Genomic DNA, 16,723 nt, shown 5'->3' with positions numbered 1-16,723 from the left:
TGGCCGGCTTCACGCATATCAGAAGCCGGGGACCGGGCCACTATACCGATGGATGGTGCGGTTGGTAGAACTCCCGAGCAGGACCTTCTGCCCTCTCCGGACGATTCGGCTCCGTAGCTCCCGGGTGTCGTTACTCACCGTACGAGTCGGGACAGCCGTCGGTCAGCGAGCGGCTTGCCGCCGGTCTGGCACGTCGGGCAGTACTGGAGGCTCGAATCGGAGAAAGAGACCTCCCGGACGGTGTCGCCGCAAACCGGGCAGGGCAGCCCGGTACGCGCGTGCACCTTCAACCCGGAGCGCTTCTCGCCCTTCAGCTCAGCCGCCCGCTGCCCCAACGAGCGGCCGACCGCGTCGCCGAGCACCTGCCGGGTGGCCGCGTGCAGGGCGGCGAGCTGGTCGTCGGTCAGTCGGTCGGTGAGCGCGTACGGCGAGAGCTTCGCGGCGTGCAGGATCTCGTCGGAGTACGCGTTGCCCACCCCGGCCAGCACCGCCTGGTCGGTCAGCACGAGCTTCACCCGGCCCCGGCGGCTGCGCAGCCGCTCGGTGAACGTGGGTAGGTCGGCGGTGAGCGGGTCCGGACCGAGCTTGGCCACCCCGGGCACGGTCGCCGGGTCGGTGACCAGATACGCGGCGAGCTTCTTCTGGGTGCCGGCCTCCGTCAGGTCGAAGCCGGAACCGTCGTCGAGGCGTACCCGCACGGCGATCGGGCCCTTGCCGGGGCGGAGCGGGGCCGCGCTGGGGAACGCCTCCCGGTAGTGCAGCCACCCCGCCCGGGCCAGGTGGACCACCAGGTGCAGGTCGCCGTCGAAGACCACGTCCAGGAACTTGCCGTGCCGGCGCGCGTCCACGACGGCGCGGCCGGTCGCGGCGGTCGGCGGCGGATCGTACGTCTTGAGGGCGTTGATCGCGGCGACCTCCAGCCGGTCGACCCGCCGCCCCACGGCGCGCTGACGCAGGTAACCCGCGAGCGCCTCAACCTCCGGTAGCTCGGGCATCAGACAACGGTAGCCTTCTTTTCCGTGAGCGCGAGGAACGAGCTTGCGAGTCCCGCAGTCGGGAACAATGGTGGCCCCGTGAGCGCGAGGAACGAGCTTGCGAGTCCCGCAGTCGGGAACAATGGTGGCCCCGTGAGCGCGAGGAACGAGCTCGCGAGTCCGGCAATCGCGAACAGAGGGCGAGCTCAGTGAAGATCGTGGTGGCGCACAACCGGTACCGGCAGGCTCAGCCGTCCGGGGAGAACATCATCGTCGACGCGGAGATCGCTCAGCTCACCGCGGCCGGCGTGGAGGTGCTGCCGTTCATCCGCAGCTCCGACGAGATCCCTTCGATGTCGAAGGCGGCGAAGGTGCTGCTGCCCATCTCGCCGATCTACGCGCCGCAGGCCCAGCAGGAACTGAGCCGGTTGCTCACCGAGCACCGGCCGGACGTGCTGCACCTGCACAACCCGTACCCGTTGCTCTCGCCGTGGGTGGTCCGTACCGCGCACAAGCACGGGGTTCCGGTGGTGCAGACGGTGCACAACTACCGGCAGGTCTGCTCCTCGGGCATCTACTTCCGGGACGGCATGATCTGCCAGGACTGCAAGGGCCGGGCGCTGGGCGTACCGGCGATCAAGCACCGCTGCTACCGCGACTCGGCGGCGCAGAGCGCGCTGATGGCGACCACCCTGGCCGTGCACCGGGGCACCTGGCGGTCGGTGGACCGGTACGTCGCGCTCACCTCGGCGATCGCCGCGCACCTGCGCGACTACGGCATTCCGGCGGACCGGATCGTGATCAAGCCGAACGGGATTCCGGACCCGGGGCTGCCCGCCCCGCTCGGCGACGGTTTCCTCTTTCTCGGCCGGCTCTCCCCCGAGAAGGGGCTGGACCTGCTGCTGGACGCCTGGCGCCGGCACCCGGACGGCGCGCTCGGCCCGCTGCGGATCGCCGGTGACGGCGAGCTGCGCCCGCTGGTTGAGGCGGCGGCCGCCGAGCGTTCGGATGTCACGTTCCTGGGCACGTTGGGCCGGGACGGGGTCCGCGCCGCGCTCGAGGCGAGCGCGGTGGTGCTCGCCGCCTCCACGTGGCACGACGTGCTGCCCACCGTGATCATCGAGGCTCTGGCGAGTGGCCGGCCGGTGCTCGGCACCGCGCTGGGGGGCATTCCGTACCTGGTCGGGGCGGACACCGCGCGGGTACCGGCCGGGACCGGCTCGGCCCAGGAGGCCTCGGCCGCGACCGGTTCGGCCAGCTCCGTGCCGCTCTCGGGACCCGTTTCCGGAACGTCCGCCGTGCCGGTGGGCATCGTCACCGGCGAGGCCGGTTGGGCGGTGCCGCCCGAGGCGGCCGCGCTGGCAGCGGCCCTTCCGGTGGCGCGGGCGGGTGCCGCGGCACTGTCGTCGGCCGCGCGCTCGCGCTACGAGCGCACCTTCCACCCGGACGTGGTGACCGGCCAGCTCATCGACATGTACACCGCCCTAACCCCCTAACCCCGCCCTCACCCCGGCCCGCGGCCACTCGTTCACGGAAAGAGTGGCTATTCGGGCCGCGGAAGGCACTCTTTCCGGGAAAGTGCGCCCACGCGAGGCGGGGGTGGGGTGGGTCAGCGGTAGGAGGCGCGGGCGGAGAAGGCGATGCTGGCCAGCAGGAAGCCGCCGTTGACGACGCTGAACGCCACCATCACCCAGAGCGTCAGGGCGGGGGCGAGGAGCAGCACCAGCGCGGCCACGAAGATCACCGCGCCGTAGTCGCGGACCAGTTTCACGAGGCGTACGGGCAGCGAGGCCGAAGTGACCATGCTCGCCGCGTTCGGGCCTGCCTGCATCACCGAGGTGACCAGGTTGACCATCCAGGTGCCGGCGAACGTCGCGACCAGCCAGCTCGGGGTCGACGGGTGCTGCGCGACGGCGGTCGCGGAGAGCGCCGCGACCAGCGCGATCTGAGCGGCCACGTCGGCGAGCACGTCGACCCGGGCACCCGCCGGATTGCCCGTCCCGGTGACCCGCGCGAGCTGGCCGTCCGCGCAGTCGAGGGCGTACGCCACCTGCCAGCCGACCAGTGCGAGCAGCCCCACCACCCAGGCCGGAACCTCGCCGGCGGCCACCCGGCCGGCGAGTACGACCACGGTGACGGAGGTGGCCAGCCCCAGCACCAGGTTCGTGATGGTCAGCGCCGTCGGGCGCAGACCCAGCCGGTGCGCGGCGACCGCGAAGGCGGCGCCCAGCCACTGGCTGATCGATTCACTGAACAGGCCGCCGCCCCGGTTTGTCCGGTGGAAATCGGCGACGGTGGGACGAAACGGCTCAGCCAAGGTGGTCGTGGATTGCACCGGCGTAGTCTGCCAGCCGCGTCCGGACGTCGGAAGGTGACAGCGCCAGATGTTCGAGGATGGTGTACCGGTCCGGCCGGGTCCGCGGCGCGAAGATCACCGCGTCGACGAACTGCTCGTCGGTCAGCCCCAGTTCACCGGGGGTGGTGGCGAGACCATGGCGGTGCAGGCACCGGGCGAGCTGGCCGAACCGCTCGGGTTCGCCCCGCAGGAACGTGCAGAAGAGCGCGCCCACCCCGGCCTGCTCGCCGTGTGAGGCGGTGCCGGGGAAGAGCTGGTCGATGGCGTGCGAGATCTCGTGGTCGCCGCCGCTGGCCGGACGGGTCGATCCGCACACCGCACTCGCGAGACCGCCGAGGATCAGCGCCTCGGCGAGCGTGGTGAGGAAGCCGTCATCGGTGATCTTGCCGGGGTGGTTGAGCAGTGCCTCGGCGCCGGACCGGGCCAGGGTCACGGCGAGGCCGTCGATCGGCTCGCCGCGGGCCTCATGGGCCAGCTCCCAGTCCGCGCAGGCGTTCAGGTTGCTCACCGCGTCACCGATGCCCGCCTGGGTCTGCCGGTCCGGGCCGTTCTCCACGAAGTCGAGGTCGACGACGACGGCGATGGGGATGTGCACCCCGTAGGAGCCCTTGCCGCCCTCGTGGTCGAGCGAGGCGGTCGGCGAGGCGATCCCGTCGTTCGCGAGGGAGGTCGCCACGGTCACCATGGGGATTCCGTACCGGGTGGCGGCGTACTTGGCCGTGTCGATGGTCTTCCCGCCGCCGATGCCCACCACCGCGTCGTACGAGCGGGACCGGAGCCGGTCACCGAGCTCGTTCGCGGCGTCGATCGTGCCGCCGGCGACCGTGAACACGTCGGCCGAGCCCAGGCTGGGCCGGCACAGCTCGACGATCTTCTCGCCCTGGCCGGGGCCGACGACCACCGCGACGTCGCCCCCGGAGGAGATTCGTCGATCGGCGAGGAGCGGGCCCAGGTCGGCCACCGCGCCGCGCCGGACCTCGATCACCAGAGGGGTGTTGACGGTCCGGGCTAGTAGTGGCACGCGATCTCCCGGGCGCGGGCCAGGTCGGCGTGGTTGTCGACCTCGACCCAGGAGACGTCCCCGATCGGCGCCGCCCGGACCTCGCCGCCCCGGTCGGCGAACTCCTGGTAGCCGTCCTCGTAGTAGAGGTTCGGATCGCGCCGCCACGTCGCCTCCAGCGCGTCGGCGAGGGCGTCGGCCACCTGCGGCTCGATGAGCGTCGCGCCGATGTACTCCCCGTACGCCTCGCCCGGATCCATCAGCTTGGTGATCCGGGTGAGCTGACCGGCGGCGTCGAAGGTGGTCTTCATCTCCTCCTCGGCCAGCGGCTTGAGCGTGTCCACGGCGAGCAGGATGCCCGGGCCGCGCTCGGCGAGCAGGGTCTTCTCCACGCTCACCGGGTGCACGGTGTCACCGTTGACCAGCAGTACGCCCTGGCTGAAGTACTCGCGGGCCAGCCAGAGCGAGTAGGCGTTGTTCCACTCCTCGGCCTTCTCGTTGTGCACGAGAGTGAGGTTCACGCCGTACCGCTTCTCGAGGTCGGCCTGCCGCTCCCGGACCGCGTCGGCCGCGTAGCCGACCACGATCACGATGTCGGTGAGCCCTACCTCGGCGAGGTTGCCCAGCGCGATGTCGAGGATGGTGACCTCGCCGTCGACCGGCACGAGCGCCTTGGGCAGTGTGTCGGTGTACGGGCGCAGCCGACGCCCCGCCCCGGCCGCGAGCACCATCCCGATCATGCCGGCTTCCCCCCTCGTACGACTTCGGTCACCGCTGGAGGATAGCGCCGGGCCCGGCGGCGCCTTCCGTCAACCGGGCTTCACCCGATGTTCGGAGATCGTTGATCGGTTCCGGCTCTCCCGACGATCTCTCAGCCGGGGAGCGCGGCCAGGTCGGCGAGCACGCTCAACCGCTCGTCGGCCGTCAGGGTTTCGTACGGCCCGGCGGCCCGGCGGTCGGTCTCCTGCTCGATCGCCAGCCGCTCGGGTCCGGCCGGCAGGGCGGTCACGCTGAGCGCGGTGTGCCCCCCGACGGCCCAGGCGGCGGCGTGCGCGTCGGCCCGGTGATGGCGGAGCGTGTCGAGCCGGTTGAGCAGCAGCACGCCGGGCGGAGTGCCGTCCGGCTCGTACGGCGGGGCGATCGCGGCGAACGCGGCGCCCGCCGAGTCGGGCTGCTCGGCGGCGAGCACCAACGCGTACGCCAGCAGCCGGCCGAGCGCCTCGACCAGCCGGACGACCCGCTCCTCGTGCCCGGCCCACAGCTCGGCGGTCACCTCGGCGTGCAGCCGCCAGAGTTCGGCGAGGAACGCCAGCCCGCGTTCCGTGGCGGCCAGCCCACCGTCCGGGCGGCGGTGCAGCATCCCGTACGCGACCTGCTTGTCCAACGCCCGGCGGCACTCGGCCGCGTCCCGGTACCGGGTGACAGCGGCGAATCCGGGCTCGTCGACCGTGCCGCCGGGCTCACCCAACCGAGTGCGGAACTCCACCAGGAAGCCGGTCGCGGCCGGTCCGCCGTATCGCCGGCTCAGCTCGGTGCCGCGTTCCTGGCCGGTCCGCATGCCGGCCAGGAAGGTCCGGTCGACCGCCGGGGCGACCAGCCCGGCGTACCGGTGCGGCGCCAGCTCGACGGCGTGGCTCACCGACCCATGGCACGCAGGGCCGCGAAGGCTTCCTCCGCGATCCGGCGGATCAGGCCGTCGTTGACGTCCCGGTGTTCGTCCAACAGGGCCACGTCTTCCTCGGCGAGCCACCGGAACTCGGTGTGCTTGCCGACCTCCAGCCGTGGTCGGGTGAGGTCTCCCTCGACCCGGACCAGCCAGTCGTACTCGATCCGTGCCAGGCCGTCGTCGCCGACGTAGCGGTACTCGCCGACCGGGCCGAGCAGGTGCGAGACGGTCCAGCCCGTCTCCTCGGTCACTTCGCGGCGCAGCGCCGCCTCGACATCCTCGCCGGACTCCAGGTGGCCGCCGACCACGTCCCAGCAGTTGGGAAACAGGCGTCGGTGCGGGGATCGGCGCTGGAAGAAAAGCCGGCCGTCGTCGTCGACGATGAGGGCGCCGGCGCAGCGCAGAGGCTCGGTGGACACGCCCCGACACTAGCGAGCCGATCGACAGGTCGGCGACGCCGAGGCCTTGTTCCGGAAACATTGACCAACCACCATGTCCGTACCGGAGGTCACCGTCCCAAAGGGGTGATGTTGTGATGCAGGTACGGGAAGCGATGTCGAGCCAGGTCCTGGTGGTGGGTCCGGAGCACACGCTCCGGCAGGCGGCCCAGATGATGGCGGCCCGCGGGGTCGGTTCGGCGGTGGTGATCGACCCGGAGTCCGAGGGCGTCGGGATCATGACCGAACGCGATGTGCTCAACGCCATCGGCGCCGGCCTCGACTGCGACGTCGAGCGCACCGGCGCCCACCTGACCTGGGACGTGGTCTACGCGGTGCCGGACTGGACGCTGGAGGAAGCGGCGGGGCGATGGCCCGCGGCGGGTTCCGGCACCTGGTGGTGCTCGACGGCCGCGAGGTGGCCGGGGTGATCTCGGTGCGGGACATCATGCGAGTCTGGGCGGCGGGCCGGATGGTGTCGACGGGCTGACCGGCCGGCGGATCGATGTGGGGTGGAACGCCGGATTCGCCAGGTGCAGCACGACCCGCTCGCCCTTCCGGCCCGACTTGCCGCCCCGCGCGTCCGGCCCACGTCACCCGACCCGGTGGCTCAGGATGCGGACATCGCCGTGCCGTCGCCGTACCCGAGGTGGCCGCCCGTACGCTCAACAGCCATGACCGCCGAGCAGCTGATCTCCTTCGCCCGCGGAGCTCCCTCGCTGGACATCGTCGATGTCGAGGGGCTCAAGGCCGCCGCCGTCCGCGCGTTCGACGCCGACCCTGCGGGGGTCACGGCGTACGGAACCTCCGTCGGTTACCCGCCCCTGCGCAGGTGGATCGCCGAGAAGCACGGGGTGGCGCCGGAGCAGGTGCTGATCACCAACGGCTCGCTGCAGGCCGACGCGTTCCTCTTCAACCACCTGGTCCGCCCCGGTGACGCGGTGGTGGTCGAGCGGCCCACGTACGACCGGACGCTGCTCAACCTGAAGCAGATGGGCGGCGAACTGCACGGTGTCACCATCCAGCCGGACGGCCTGGACACGGCCGAGCTGCGCAAGTTGCTGGAGTCCGGGGTCCGCCCCCGGCTGGCGCACGTCATTCCGAACTACCAGAACCCGGCGGGCGTGACGCTCTCCCTGGAGAAGCGGCGTGAACTGCTGGACCTGGCGGCCGAGTACGGGTTCACGATCTTCGAGGACGACCCGTACGCGGACATCCGGTTCCGGGGCGAGGCACTGCCGTCGATGCTCTCGCTGGACACCCGCAACGTGGTGGTGCACGCATCGAGCTTCACCAAGACGGTCTGCCCCGGCGTTCGGGTCGGCTACCTGGTCGGCGCCACCGACCTGATCGCGGACATCGCGAAGAAGGCGACCAGTCTCTACATCTCGCCCGGCATGGTCTCCGAGGCGATCGTGCACCAGTTCTGCGTCTCCGGCGACATCGATCGTTCCATCGAGACCGTGCGGGTGGCGCTGGGCGAGCGGGCCCGGGTACTCGCCGAGTCGCTGCGCCGCCACCTTCCGGAGGCCCGGTTCGTGGAGCCGGACGGGGGCTACTTCCTCTGGGTGGAACTCCCGGAGGACGTGCTGGCCGAACGGGTCGCCCCCGCTGCCGCCGAGCGCGGCGTGGCGGTGGTCAAGGGCAGCGACTTCGTCATCGACGGCGGCCGGCATGCGCTGCGGTTGGCGTACTCGGCGGTCACCGCCGACAAGATCGATGAAGGTGTACGTCGACTGGCCGAAGCGGTGAAATCCGTGCGTGGGTGAGTTTCTGTCAGATTCCCGACAGAAGGATGATGCCGGCCGTCTCAGGGCTCCCGTCCGGGCGGCCGGCGGCCCACAATGCTGCGAGCGTCATTCACGACGTGTAGCGATCGGTCGCCCCCGGGCCCGGCATTCGGCCGAGCCGTCGCCGGGGGCGCGCGACCAGCTTCCATGCGTGACGAGTGACGCGACCAGCAGAACCCCCGCCCCCACAGGGCGCCGGGTGGGCCGTGTCGTCCCCTCACCCCCCTGATGCGACCCGGCCCGCCCGGCGCCACCCCCGACGCCTTCGTCACAGGCAGTGATGGTCTGGTTCGGCGTACCCTGCAATCCGGCTCCGCGAGACTGTCGGGAGGTCCTGCGGCGGCTGCCCGCGGTTTCCCGGCAGCTCCTAGGTGCCGTGCGGGTGCGGAGCCGGTGCGACGAGCGCGGCTCACCGTGGGGAGGGGGTGTGCGATGGCAGGTCGGGACCAGCGAGGCAGGACGACCCCGCAGAACGGCGGTCGGTTGCCGGTGCCGCGAAGCTGGGCGGCTCCGGTACGGGCGATGACCCGCATCCTCAGCACCGATGGTGCCCATCGTTCCCCGGAGCCCAGCGAGTCGGGGCATGACGCGATCGTCGACTGTGCGCTCTACGTCGACGGGAAGCGCCAGCCAGGCGACTGGAACTACGCCGACGCCCTGGCCGCCGCCCGGCGGGAGCAGGGCTTCGTCTGGCTCGGGCTGCACCAGCCGGAGTTGGAGCAGATGAGCGCGATCGCGGCCACGTACGGGCTGCACGAACTCGCCGTCGAGGACGCGGTGAAGGCCGCGCAGCGCCCCAAGCTGGAGCAGTTCGGCGACGTCAGCTTCCTGGTGCTGCGTACCGCCCGCTACTGCGAGCACACCGAACTGACCGAGCAGTCAGAGGTCGTGGAGACCGGGCAGGTGATGCTCTTCATCGGCCCGAACTTCGTGGTCAGCGTCCGGCACGGGGACGCCGGCCGGCTCTCCCCGATCCGGGCCGATCTGGAGAGCAAGCAGGAGTTGCTGCTGCACGGACCGTGGGCGGTCGCGTACGCGGTGACGGACCGGGTGGTCGACCTGTACCTGGAGGTCGCCGACAAGATCGAGGACGACCTCGACATCCTGGAGGCCCAGGTCTTCGACCGGAACGGCACCGGAAGGATCCAGCGGATCTACCAGATGAAGCGGGAACTGGTGGAGTTCAAACGGGCTGTGGTGCCGTTGCAGCGCCCGCTGCTGACGCTGACCTCGCAGGTCAACCGCGAGGTGCCCAAGGAGATCCGGCGCTACTTCCGGGACGTGCAGGATCACCTCAGCCGCACCGTCGAGCAGGTGAACTCGTACGACGACCTGTTGAACTCGATCCTCCAGGCGCGCCTCGCCCAGGTCACCGTCGACCAGAACAACGACATGCGCAAGATCGCCGCCTGGGCGGCGATAGCCGCGGTCTGGACGGCCATCGCGGGCATCTACGGCATGAACTTCAAGTACATGCCGGAGCTGGACTGGGAGTACGGCTACCCGGTCATCTGGGCGCTGATGCTGGCCTGCTCGTGGACGCTGTACCGCTGGTTCCGCCGCAACGGCTGGCTCTGAGGAACGCGCCGAACGCCGGGCGCGCGAACCACGGCGCCTCGTGACGGCGCCGCCGGCGTACGGCGTCGCGGCCCCGAACGCGCGGAAGCGCCGGCCCTGCGGGATCACCCCGCCTGCCGGCGCTGTCCGCGGTGAAACGGCTGGTCAGCGGCGCCCGTTGGTGCGCGCCGCGCCCTTGCTCGTGGCCTTGCTGACGTCGTCGGCCGGGCGGCCGGACACGTCCGCGGCACCCTCGGCCACCGAGGGGACCTTGCCGGTCGGCTGGATCTTCGATCCGGTGCTCGCCGGGATCGTGCTGGCGCTGTCCCCGCCGGCCACCGCCGAACTGCCGGCCCCCGTCGGGCCACCAGCCATACCGGACGTCCGCGGCGTGGAGGCGTCGGCCATCTTCGCGCCGCCCGGCGTCGACCGGGTCTGCACCTCGAGGGTGTCCACCTCGTCCCGCATCGGCTCCAGGGTGCGGGTGGGGTCGTACTCGGCCCACTCCTGCTGCTCCCGGCGGCGCCGGGCGGCCATCAATCCGGCGACCCCGGCGATCGCGCCCGCGGCCAGCAGGCCGGTCATCATCCGGCTGCCACGGCGCGGCTGCTTCTTATTCCCGCTGATCCGCATGTTCCTCGACTTCGCCTTTCTGGTCATCGAGCCCGCTTGCGTGGCGCCGTCGCGAGCGGCCGCGGCGAGCGGGGCGAGCGAGGTGAGAGCCGTGTCCCAACCGGTCGCGGCCCGATCGCGCAGCATCGCCGCCGTCGGTCCGACCTGGTCCCGGGCCGCCTGCACCCGCGGACCGACGGTCGCGCCGGCGCCCCTCGCGGCGTACGTGGCTGCCTGCACCAGATGGCTGACGCCCTGGTTCAATTCCGCCTTCGCCAGCTGCCCCTGGGACTTGCGTCGTCCCATTCCAAACACGGTCCCACCTCCTGGGAGTTGTTCCTTCGTCATCCTCCACCTTCGGATGCCTCCGTGATGCCAGATCGGGCACATGGGAGGATCCGCATGGAACTGACCAACGAGTGAGGAGTACCCGTGGCCGAGGCCATCTACGCCACCTTGCACACCAACGCCGGCCCGATCCGGCTGGAGCTCTTCCCGAACCACGCGCCGAAGACCGTCAAGAACTTCGTGGAGCTGGCCGAGGGGACGCGCGAGTACGTCGACCCCCGCACCGGCCAGCCCGGCAAGGGGCCGTACTACGACGGCACCATCTCGCACCGCGTCATCTCGGGCTTCATGATCCAGATGGGTGACCCGACCGGTACCGGTCGCGGTGGCCCGGGCTACAAGTTCGCCGACGAGTTCCACCCGGAGCTGCGCTTCGACCGGCCGTACCTGCTCGCGATGGCGAACGCCGGGCCGGGCACCAACGGCTCGCAGTTCTTCATCACCGTCGGCGCGACGCCGCACCTGAACAACCGGCACACCATCTTCGGTCAGGTGGCGGACGAGCAGTCGGCGAAGGTCGTCGACTCGATCGCCAACACCCCGACCGGTCCGAGCGACCGTCCCCTCCAGGACGTCGTCATCGAGCGGGTCGAGATCGAGCGCACCGCCGCCTGAGGCGGGCGCGAGGTACCTTTGCTCGCATGACTGAGCGCTCCGGAGGGTGGGCACGGTGAGCGAATCGCCACCGACCACCCCGGTCTGCTACCGGCATCCCGGCCGGGAGACCTATGTCCGCTGCACCCGCTGCGATCGGCCGATCTGCCCCGACTGCATGCGCGAGGCATCGGTCGGGCACCAGTGCCCGGAGTGCATCAGTGAGGGGCGTCGTAGCGTCCGGCCGGCGCGTACCGCCTTCGGCGGCGGTGCCGCCGGCCGGCACGGCTACGTCACCAAGGCGTTGATCGCGGTCAACGTGCTGTTCATGCTGCTCTCCATCGCCTCCGACCGGGGCGGCGATGCGGCGGCGGGCGGCTCCGGCTTCGCCGGGCTGCTCGGTGGCAACACGCCGCTCACCGACTGGGGTGCGGTGCTGGGGCTGGCGTTCTTTCCCGACGGCACCGTCGGCGGCATCGCCGACGGTGAGTGGTACCGCCTGATCACCGCGATGTTCCTGCACTACGGCCTGCTCCACCTGCTGCTGAACATGTGGGCACTGTGGGTGCTGGGCCGGTCGCTGGAGGCCAACCTCGGTCCGCTGCGCTTCCTGGGGCTCTATCTGATCGCCGGGTTCGGCGGGAACGTCGCCGCATACCTGTTCAGCGCCCAGAACTCGGCCACCGCCGGCGCTTCGACAGCGATCTTCGGGTTGTTCGCGGCGATCTTCGTGATCATGCGCCGGCTCGGCCGGGACACCTCGGCGATCCTGCCCGTCCTCGTGGTCAACCTGGTCTTCACGTTCGCCGTGCCGGGCATCTCCAAGGCCGGGCACCTCGGTGGCCTGATTACCGGTGCCTTGATGGGGCTGGTGCTGGCGTACGCCCCGCGCGGCCGTCGCACGCTCTTCCAGGTGATCGGTGGCGCGATCATCGTGTTGGCGCTGATCGGCCTGGTCATGATCCGTAGCGCCCAACTCCTGGCCGGCTGAACCGCAGCTCGCTGCCGAGTGCCCGGCCTGCACACGGCCCGTGCGACCGCGCGGGCCGCGTCGGGTCAGGCGCCGGCGGCCGTCCGCGCGGTGTGCAGCACCCGGGCCACGTCGCCGGGAGAGTCGCCGAGGTCGTACCGGCCGAACAGGTGCAGCGTCGCCCCGGCGTCGATCTCCAGGGTCTCGGTGGTCAGCCCCAGCCGGGGTCGCCGGTCCACGCTGATCGCCTCGATCGCCGCCCACGGCAACTGCCGGCGGCGCGCGAAACCGTGGACGACGGTGAGCCCCGCGGCGTCGACCGCGAGCCGGACCGGTGCCACGAAGTCGCGCACGGCCCACCCGGCCAGCGCGGCCGCCACCAGCGCGGCCAGTGCCAGGCGTACCGGATCGCCGTCGGCGAAGAGCAGACCGATCGACATGAGCAGGACCGCGCCAGCGAGTTTCGCGGCAGGCAGGCTCGCGGGCACCCGCCAGCGTCGCACCGGGAACGTCTCCTCCACCCGTCCAGCATGCCAGCGAGCCCGGGTCGTGGCATCGTCTGCCGTCACGCTCGGCACGACCGGGTGCCCGGACGTTCGCCTCGCCCGGCCTATCGAGATCAGGCGACCCGGCACGGGACGTCGGGGTGGTGGAGGACGTAGGATCGGTGCAGCTCAAGTTACCGGGGAGTAGTCATGAGTGACGCGGTTATCGTCGGCGCGGTACGCACCCCCGTCGGACGGCGCAAGGGCAGCCTCGCGGACGTACACCCGGTGGACCTGTCGGCCCACGTGTTGCGCGCCCTGGCCGAGCGCACCGGCGTCGACCCGGCGCTGGTCGACGAGGTCTTCTGGGGCTGCGTGTCGCAGGTGGGTGAGCAGTCCTGGAACATCGCCCGCAACGCTGTCCTGGCTGCCGGCTGGCCGGAGAGCGTCCCCGGCACCACGCTGGACCGCCAGTGCGGCTCCAGCCAGCAGGCCCTGCACTTCGCCGCGGCGACCGTGCTGTCCGGGCAGGCCGAGCTGGTCGTGGCCGGCGGCGTCGAGTCGATGACCCGGGTGCCGATGGGCTCCAGCGTGGCCGGTGGCATGCCGTTCAGTGCGGCGATCCACGAGCGTTACCGCGGTGTGGAGGGGTTCGCCGAGGACTCTCCACTCCCGTTCAACCAGGGCGTCGGCGCCGAGTTGATCGCGCAGCGGTGGCGTTTCTCCCGGACCCAGCTCGACGAGTTCGCGCTCGCCAGCCACGAGAAGGCGGCCGCCGCGCAGGACGCCGGCGCGTTCGACCCCGAACTCGCGCCGGTGGCGCTCGTCGACGGCGGCAAACTCGCCGCGGACGAGGGCATCCGTCGTGACACCTCGCTGGAGAAGCTGGCCGAGCTGGCCACCCCCTTCCGAGCCGACGGTGTGGTCACCGCCGGGTCCGCCTCCCAGATCTCCGACGGGGCGGCCGCCCTCGCGGTCACCACCAGCGAGTGGGCCAGCCGGCACGGGCTCCGTCCGTTGGCGCGGATCCACACCGCGGTGGGCGCCGCCGACGACCCGGTCACCATGCTCACCGCGCCGATTCCGGCCACCGCCAAGGCGCTGCGCCGCGCGGGGCTGGGCATCGAGGAGATCGGGGTGTACGAGGTGAACGAGGCGTTCGCCCCGGTGCCACTGGCCTGGCTGGCCGAGACCGAGGCCGACTCGGAGCGGCTCAACCCGCGTGGTGGGGCCATCGCTCTCGGGCACCCGCTCGGCGCCTCCGGCGCCCGGATCATGACCACCATGCTCCAGCACATGCGGGACAACGGGATCCGGTACGGGTTGCAGACGATGTGTGAGGGCGGCGGCATGGCCAATGCCACCATCGTCGAGCTGCTCTGATCGTCATCTACTTCGGCGCCAGGTCCGCCACCAGGGCGGATCCGGCCGGCGAACTCCACGGGGGCCGGAAGTCGGACACCCGGTGCGACAGTGGCGCGTGGAACTTGCACAACTTCGACGTGACCCATGTCACTGTCGTACGCCTGTCGTTGGGCAGGTCATGGACGTCTTCTCCCGAACGTTCCTTCCGGCCGCCGCCGAGGCCGGCCTGGCGGTGCAGACCGTCGGCCGGCACATGCCCGTCTTCCGCCGCTGCGTCGGCTCGGGCGATGCCACGATCCTGGTGACCCGCTGCAGCCGTCCCGAGAGGCCGGCCGGCGGCGAGTACCTCCTCCTGCTCACGCACCGGCGACTCGTGGTCACCCAGCAGACCCGGGTGCTGCACCGGCTCCGCCTGCACCTCAACACCGAACTGCGCGAGCTGAGCAACGTGTCGTGGAGCCCCGACCTGCGGACACACTCGGTCGAGTTGGCCGCTACCGCGATCGACGGCATCCGCGAGCGCTTCCTGATCCGCAACAACGATCCGAAGCAGATGTGGCAGCTCGACACCCTGCTCAACCACGCCTTCCGCACCCGTCTCCGGCCCGCCCTGGAGCGGATCGTCGCCACCATCGGCGAAGCGCCGGCCAAGTCGCGGCCCGCCACCCTCCGCCCGGCCGTCGTGCGCTGACTGCCCGGCCCGGCGCCTCGTGTCCGACGACGGTGCCGTTGGGTCAGCCCGGCCGGCGGCGCAAGTCCGACCTGATCCGAACGGGCTCCACCGGGTGCTCCCGTGCCGGCCAGAGCCGGCACGGGAGGGGCCGTCGCGGCCCGCCGTCACCGGTCAGTAGACGCGTGAGCCGATGAAGTCGTCGTGACCGTAGCCGACCGGATCGGCGAAGTTCCGGGACTCGAAGGACCATCGCTGCCGGTAGCTCGTCGAGCAGTTGGCGAGCCGCAGCCGGGGGGTGCCCAGCAGCGGGTTGTCGAAGGCCAGGCAGAGGTTTTCGTTGCCGGCCGGCTTGATCTGGTTGCCGGCCAGGACGAACTTCTGATTCGTGCCACCGTGGCAGTCGTAGATGTTCACCGCCGTGCCGGCGGTCAGCGACCCGTTGGCCACGTCGAGGCAACGGTCGTGGGAGAGCTCCGAGTGCAGTGACTGACGGGTGGCGTCGTACCAGAAGCCCTGGTTGCGGCCACCGTGGCAGGCGTACGACTGCTGGGTCGTACCGTTGCGTGAGTCGTACCCCCTGCCGTCCACGCAGGTGCCGGTGGCCGCGTTGCGGAGCTGCTTGAACTCGAACAGCCCGGGGTGGAGCACGCCGGCTCCGGTGCTGGCGGGGTCGACGCAGGTGGCCCGCTGCTGGCCGGAGTTCCAGAACTGGGTGATGCACTGGGCGAACATGCCGTGCCCCCGGTAGTTCGGGTGGAACGACTGACGAGCCGCGTTCTCGTCCCAGATGCCCAGCTCGATGTAGAGGCCACGGACCGAGGTGTTGTCGGTGCAGACCTCGTGGCCGTGGAAGAGACGGCTCGCGTCCAGGTAGCGGGTGCCGGTGTTCGTGGCGGCCGCCCGCAGCGCCGACTCGAACATAGGCACCGCCTTGTTCCGGGCGAACGCCGCGTCGGCCAGGTAGAGCAGGCAGCCGCCCGCGTACCAGCCGGGGAAGTCCGGGTTGTCCTCGACGTCCGGGCTGGCCGGGCTGGGGTACGACATGAGCACGAGCTCGTAGTCGCCGGCGAGGTAGCCGGCCTCGGTCATGGTGTTCCGGATATCGGCGAGCGCGTCCTCGACCGCCCGCCGGCTGCCGTTGGTGCGGACCGTCCACTCGTCGGTGTAGGTCGGGTAGCAGGGGCCCTGGAAGAAGACCCGGCTGATGGCGCAGTCGGTGGCGACCGGACCGAACTGGATGGTGCCGTCACCGTTGGCGCCCACCATCACCCAGATCAGGCGTACGTGCGTGTTGCGCGCCTTGATCGCCAAGTGGTCGCCCTGGTTCAGCTCGTTGTGCTGGGTCGGCCCGCCGCTGATCAGGTTCCACGGGGTCGCACCCGAGCAGGCGATGTTGTACTTCTCGTCGGCCGGAATGCCGGTGCGGAAGATCGCCTGGTCGTATGAGCGGTCGCACCAGTTGCCGGGCTCGTGTGTGCCGGGCACGTAGTTGCCCACGCCCTCGCCGGAGATCTCGCTGTCGCCCATGGTGATCAGCGAGGTGCGACGTTGCTCGATCGGGCGGATCGCCGGGTTGCCGTAGAGAGCGGTCGCCTCGGCGGCGCGGATGGCCTCAAGGTCGGCCGGGAGTGGCTGGATGGTCGGTCGGTCGGCTGTGGCGGCGGTCGCCGGTCCGGCGAGCATCGGCACGGCGAGAGCGGCGGCGACGGCGGCGGCCAGGACCCGCCGCCGCTTGGTCCGGTCGCGCCTGGCGGAGGTGAAAGGCATCGACGCACTCCCTTCCACTCAATCGCTGGATATCGATTGAGTTACCCGAAAGTAACGTGCGCGGATGGCCATGTGAATGCATCTCGTGATGCTTGCGTGGAGCGGCGAACCGCATCCTTCCGGGCCATT

General features: G+C 71.0%; 16 protein-coding genes and 1 pseudogene. 8 read left to right on the top strand and 9 right to left on the bottom strand.

What is annotated here, in order from left to right:
- Nucleotides 1-134 precede the first annotated feature (134 nt).
- Nucleotides 135-995, bottom strand: coding sequence for a DNA-formamidopyrimidine glycosylase family protein (locus AB0F98_RS09095; protein WP_357731156.1), 861 nt, complete (start codon nucleotides 993-995; stop codon nucleotides 135-137).
- A gap of 188 nt (nucleotides 996-1,183) precedes the next feature.
- Between AB0F98_RS09095 and AB0F98_RS09090 the strand changes: the two genes are divergently transcribed.
- Nucleotides 1,184-2,470 carry a glycosyltransferase family 4 protein gene (locus tag AB0F98_RS09090; protein WP_357731152.1) on the top strand — a complete coding sequence of 429 codons (1,287 nt, stop codon included), beginning with the start codon at nucleotides 1,184-1,186 and terminating at the stop codon, nucleotides 2,468-2,470.
- Nucleotides 2,471-2,583: 113 nt separating this feature from the next.
- Here the strand turns inward: AB0F98_RS09090 and AB0F98_RS09085 are convergent, their stop codons facing one another.
- The 5 genes from AB0F98_RS09085 to AB0F98_RS09065 all read right to left on the bottom strand — a co-directional run bounded on the left by AB0F98_RS09085 (nucleotide 2,584) and on the right by AB0F98_RS09065 (nucleotide 6,415).
- The gene (locus tag AB0F98_RS09085; RefSeq protein WP_357731148.1) at nucleotides 2,584-3,309 is read right to left on the bottom strand and encodes a CDP-alcohol phosphatidyltransferase family protein; all 726 of its coding nucleotides are present in this window, start codon (nucleotides 3,307-3,309) and stop codon (nucleotides 2,584-2,586) included.
- Complete coding sequence (locus tag AB0F98_RS09080) at nucleotides 3,284-4,351, bottom strand: iron-containing alcohol dehydrogenase family protein (protein ID WP_357731145.1); 1,068 nt, start codon at nucleotides 4,349-4,351, stop codon at nucleotides 3,284-3,286. Before AB0F98_RS09080 ends, AB0F98_RS09085 begins: the two co-directional genes overlap by 26 nt.
- Nucleotides 4,339-5,070 (bottom strand): phosphocholine cytidylyltransferase family protein, encoded by a 732-nt coding sequence (locus AB0F98_RS09075; RefSeq protein ID WP_357731142.1) that lies wholly within the window; start codon nucleotides 5,068-5,070, stop codon nucleotides 4,339-4,341. Before AB0F98_RS09075 ends, AB0F98_RS09080 begins: the two co-directional genes overlap by 13 nt.
- 131 nt (nucleotides 5,071-5,201) lie before the next feature.
- Complete coding sequence (locus tag AB0F98_RS09070; protein WP_357731139.1) at nucleotides 5,202-5,969, bottom strand: hypothetical protein; 768 nt, start codon at nucleotides 5,967-5,969, stop codon at nucleotides 5,202-5,204.
- The gene (locus AB0F98_RS09065) at nucleotides 5,966-6,415 is read right to left on the bottom strand and encodes an NUDIX domain-containing protein (RefSeq protein ID WP_357731136.1); all 450 of its coding nucleotides are present in this window, start codon (nucleotides 6,413-6,415) and stop codon (nucleotides 5,966-5,968) included. Before AB0F98_RS09065 ends, AB0F98_RS09070 begins: the two co-directional genes overlap by 4 nt.
- Before the next feature lie 116 nt (nucleotides 6,416-6,531).
- On the opposite strand from AB0F98_RS09065, the pseudogene AB0F98_RS09060 reads away from it, so the two are divergent.
- The 3 genes and pseudogenes from AB0F98_RS09060 to corA all read left to right on the top strand — a co-directional run bounded on the left by AB0F98_RS09060 (nucleotide 6,532) and on the right by corA (nucleotide 9,801).
- Nucleotides 6,532-6,923: pseudogene (locus AB0F98_RS09060) on the top strand (CBS domain-containing protein).
- A gap of 184 nt (nucleotides 6,924-7,107) precedes the next feature.
- Nucleotides 7,108-8,202, top strand: a complete 1,095-nt coding sequence (locus AB0F98_RS09055) for a PLP-dependent aminotransferase family protein (RefSeq protein ID WP_357731134.1) — start codon at nucleotides 7,108-7,110, stop codon at nucleotides 8,200-8,202.
- Between the two features lie 453 nt (nucleotides 8,203-8,655).
- Complete coding sequence (corA, locus tag AB0F98_RS09050; protein ID WP_357731131.1) at nucleotides 8,656-9,801, top strand: magnesium/cobalt transporter CorA; 1,146 nt, start codon at nucleotides 8,656-8,658, stop codon at nucleotides 9,799-9,801.
- A gap of 144 nt (nucleotides 9,802-9,945) precedes the next feature.
- Here corA and AB0F98_RS09045 read toward each other — a convergent pair whose 3' ends face one another.
- Nucleotides 9,946-10,740 (bottom strand): hypothetical protein, encoded by a 795-nt coding sequence (locus AB0F98_RS09045; RefSeq protein ID WP_357731128.1) that lies wholly within the window; start codon nucleotides 10,738-10,740, stop codon nucleotides 9,946-9,948.
- A gap of 84 nt (nucleotides 10,741-10,824) precedes the next feature.
- On the opposite strand from AB0F98_RS09045, the gene AB0F98_RS09040 reads away from it, so the two are divergent.
- Complete coding sequence (locus AB0F98_RS09040) at nucleotides 10,825-11,355, top strand: peptidylprolyl isomerase (protein ID WP_357731125.1); 531 nt, start codon at nucleotides 10,825-10,827, stop codon at nucleotides 11,353-11,355.
- Nucleotides 11,356-11,410: 55 nt separating this feature from the next.
- A complete protein-coding gene (locus AB0F98_RS09035) occupies nucleotides 11,411-12,325 on the top strand; it encodes a rhomboid family intramembrane serine protease (protein ID WP_357731123.1) in 915 nt (304 codons plus the stop codon).
- Nucleotides 12,326-12,390: 65 nt separating this feature from the next.
- On the opposite strand, the gene AB0F98_RS09030 is transcribed toward AB0F98_RS09035, so the two are convergent.
- Complete coding sequence (locus tag AB0F98_RS09030) at nucleotides 12,391-12,825, bottom strand: PH domain-containing protein (protein ID WP_357731120.1); 435 nt, start codon at nucleotides 12,823-12,825, stop codon at nucleotides 12,391-12,393.
- A 174-nt stretch (nucleotides 12,826-12,999) separates the two neighbouring features.
- Here AB0F98_RS09030 and AB0F98_RS09025 point away from each other — a divergent pair, with 174 nt between their 5' ends.
- A complete protein-coding gene (locus AB0F98_RS09025) occupies nucleotides 13,000-14,172 on the top strand; it encodes an acetyl-CoA C-acyltransferase (protein WP_357731117.1) in 1,173 nt (390 codons plus the stop codon).
- A 160-nt stretch (nucleotides 14,173-14,332) separates the two neighbouring features.
- Nucleotides 14,333-14,845 (top strand): hypothetical protein, encoded by a 513-nt coding sequence (locus AB0F98_RS09020; RefSeq protein WP_357731114.1) that lies wholly within the window; start codon nucleotides 14,333-14,335, stop codon nucleotides 14,843-14,845.
- A gap of 153 nt (nucleotides 14,846-14,998) precedes the next feature.
- On the opposite strand, the gene AB0F98_RS09015 is transcribed toward AB0F98_RS09020, so the two are convergent.
- Nucleotides 14,999-16,594 (bottom strand): ricin-type beta-trefoil lectin domain protein, encoded by a 1,596-nt coding sequence (locus AB0F98_RS09015; RefSeq protein ID WP_357731111.1) that lies wholly within the window; start codon nucleotides 16,592-16,594, stop codon nucleotides 14,999-15,001.
- Between the last annotated feature and the right edge of the window lie 129 nt (nucleotides 16,595-16,723).

This window comes from Micromonospora sp. NPDC023737 (assembly GCF_040639715.1).
Classification (GTDB): Bacteria; Actinomycetota; Actinomycetes; order Mycobacteriales; family Micromonosporaceae; genus Micromonospora.
The sequence above is the reverse complement of the archived record's forward strand: the minus strand, read 5'-3'. Positions and strand labels throughout refer to the sequence as shown.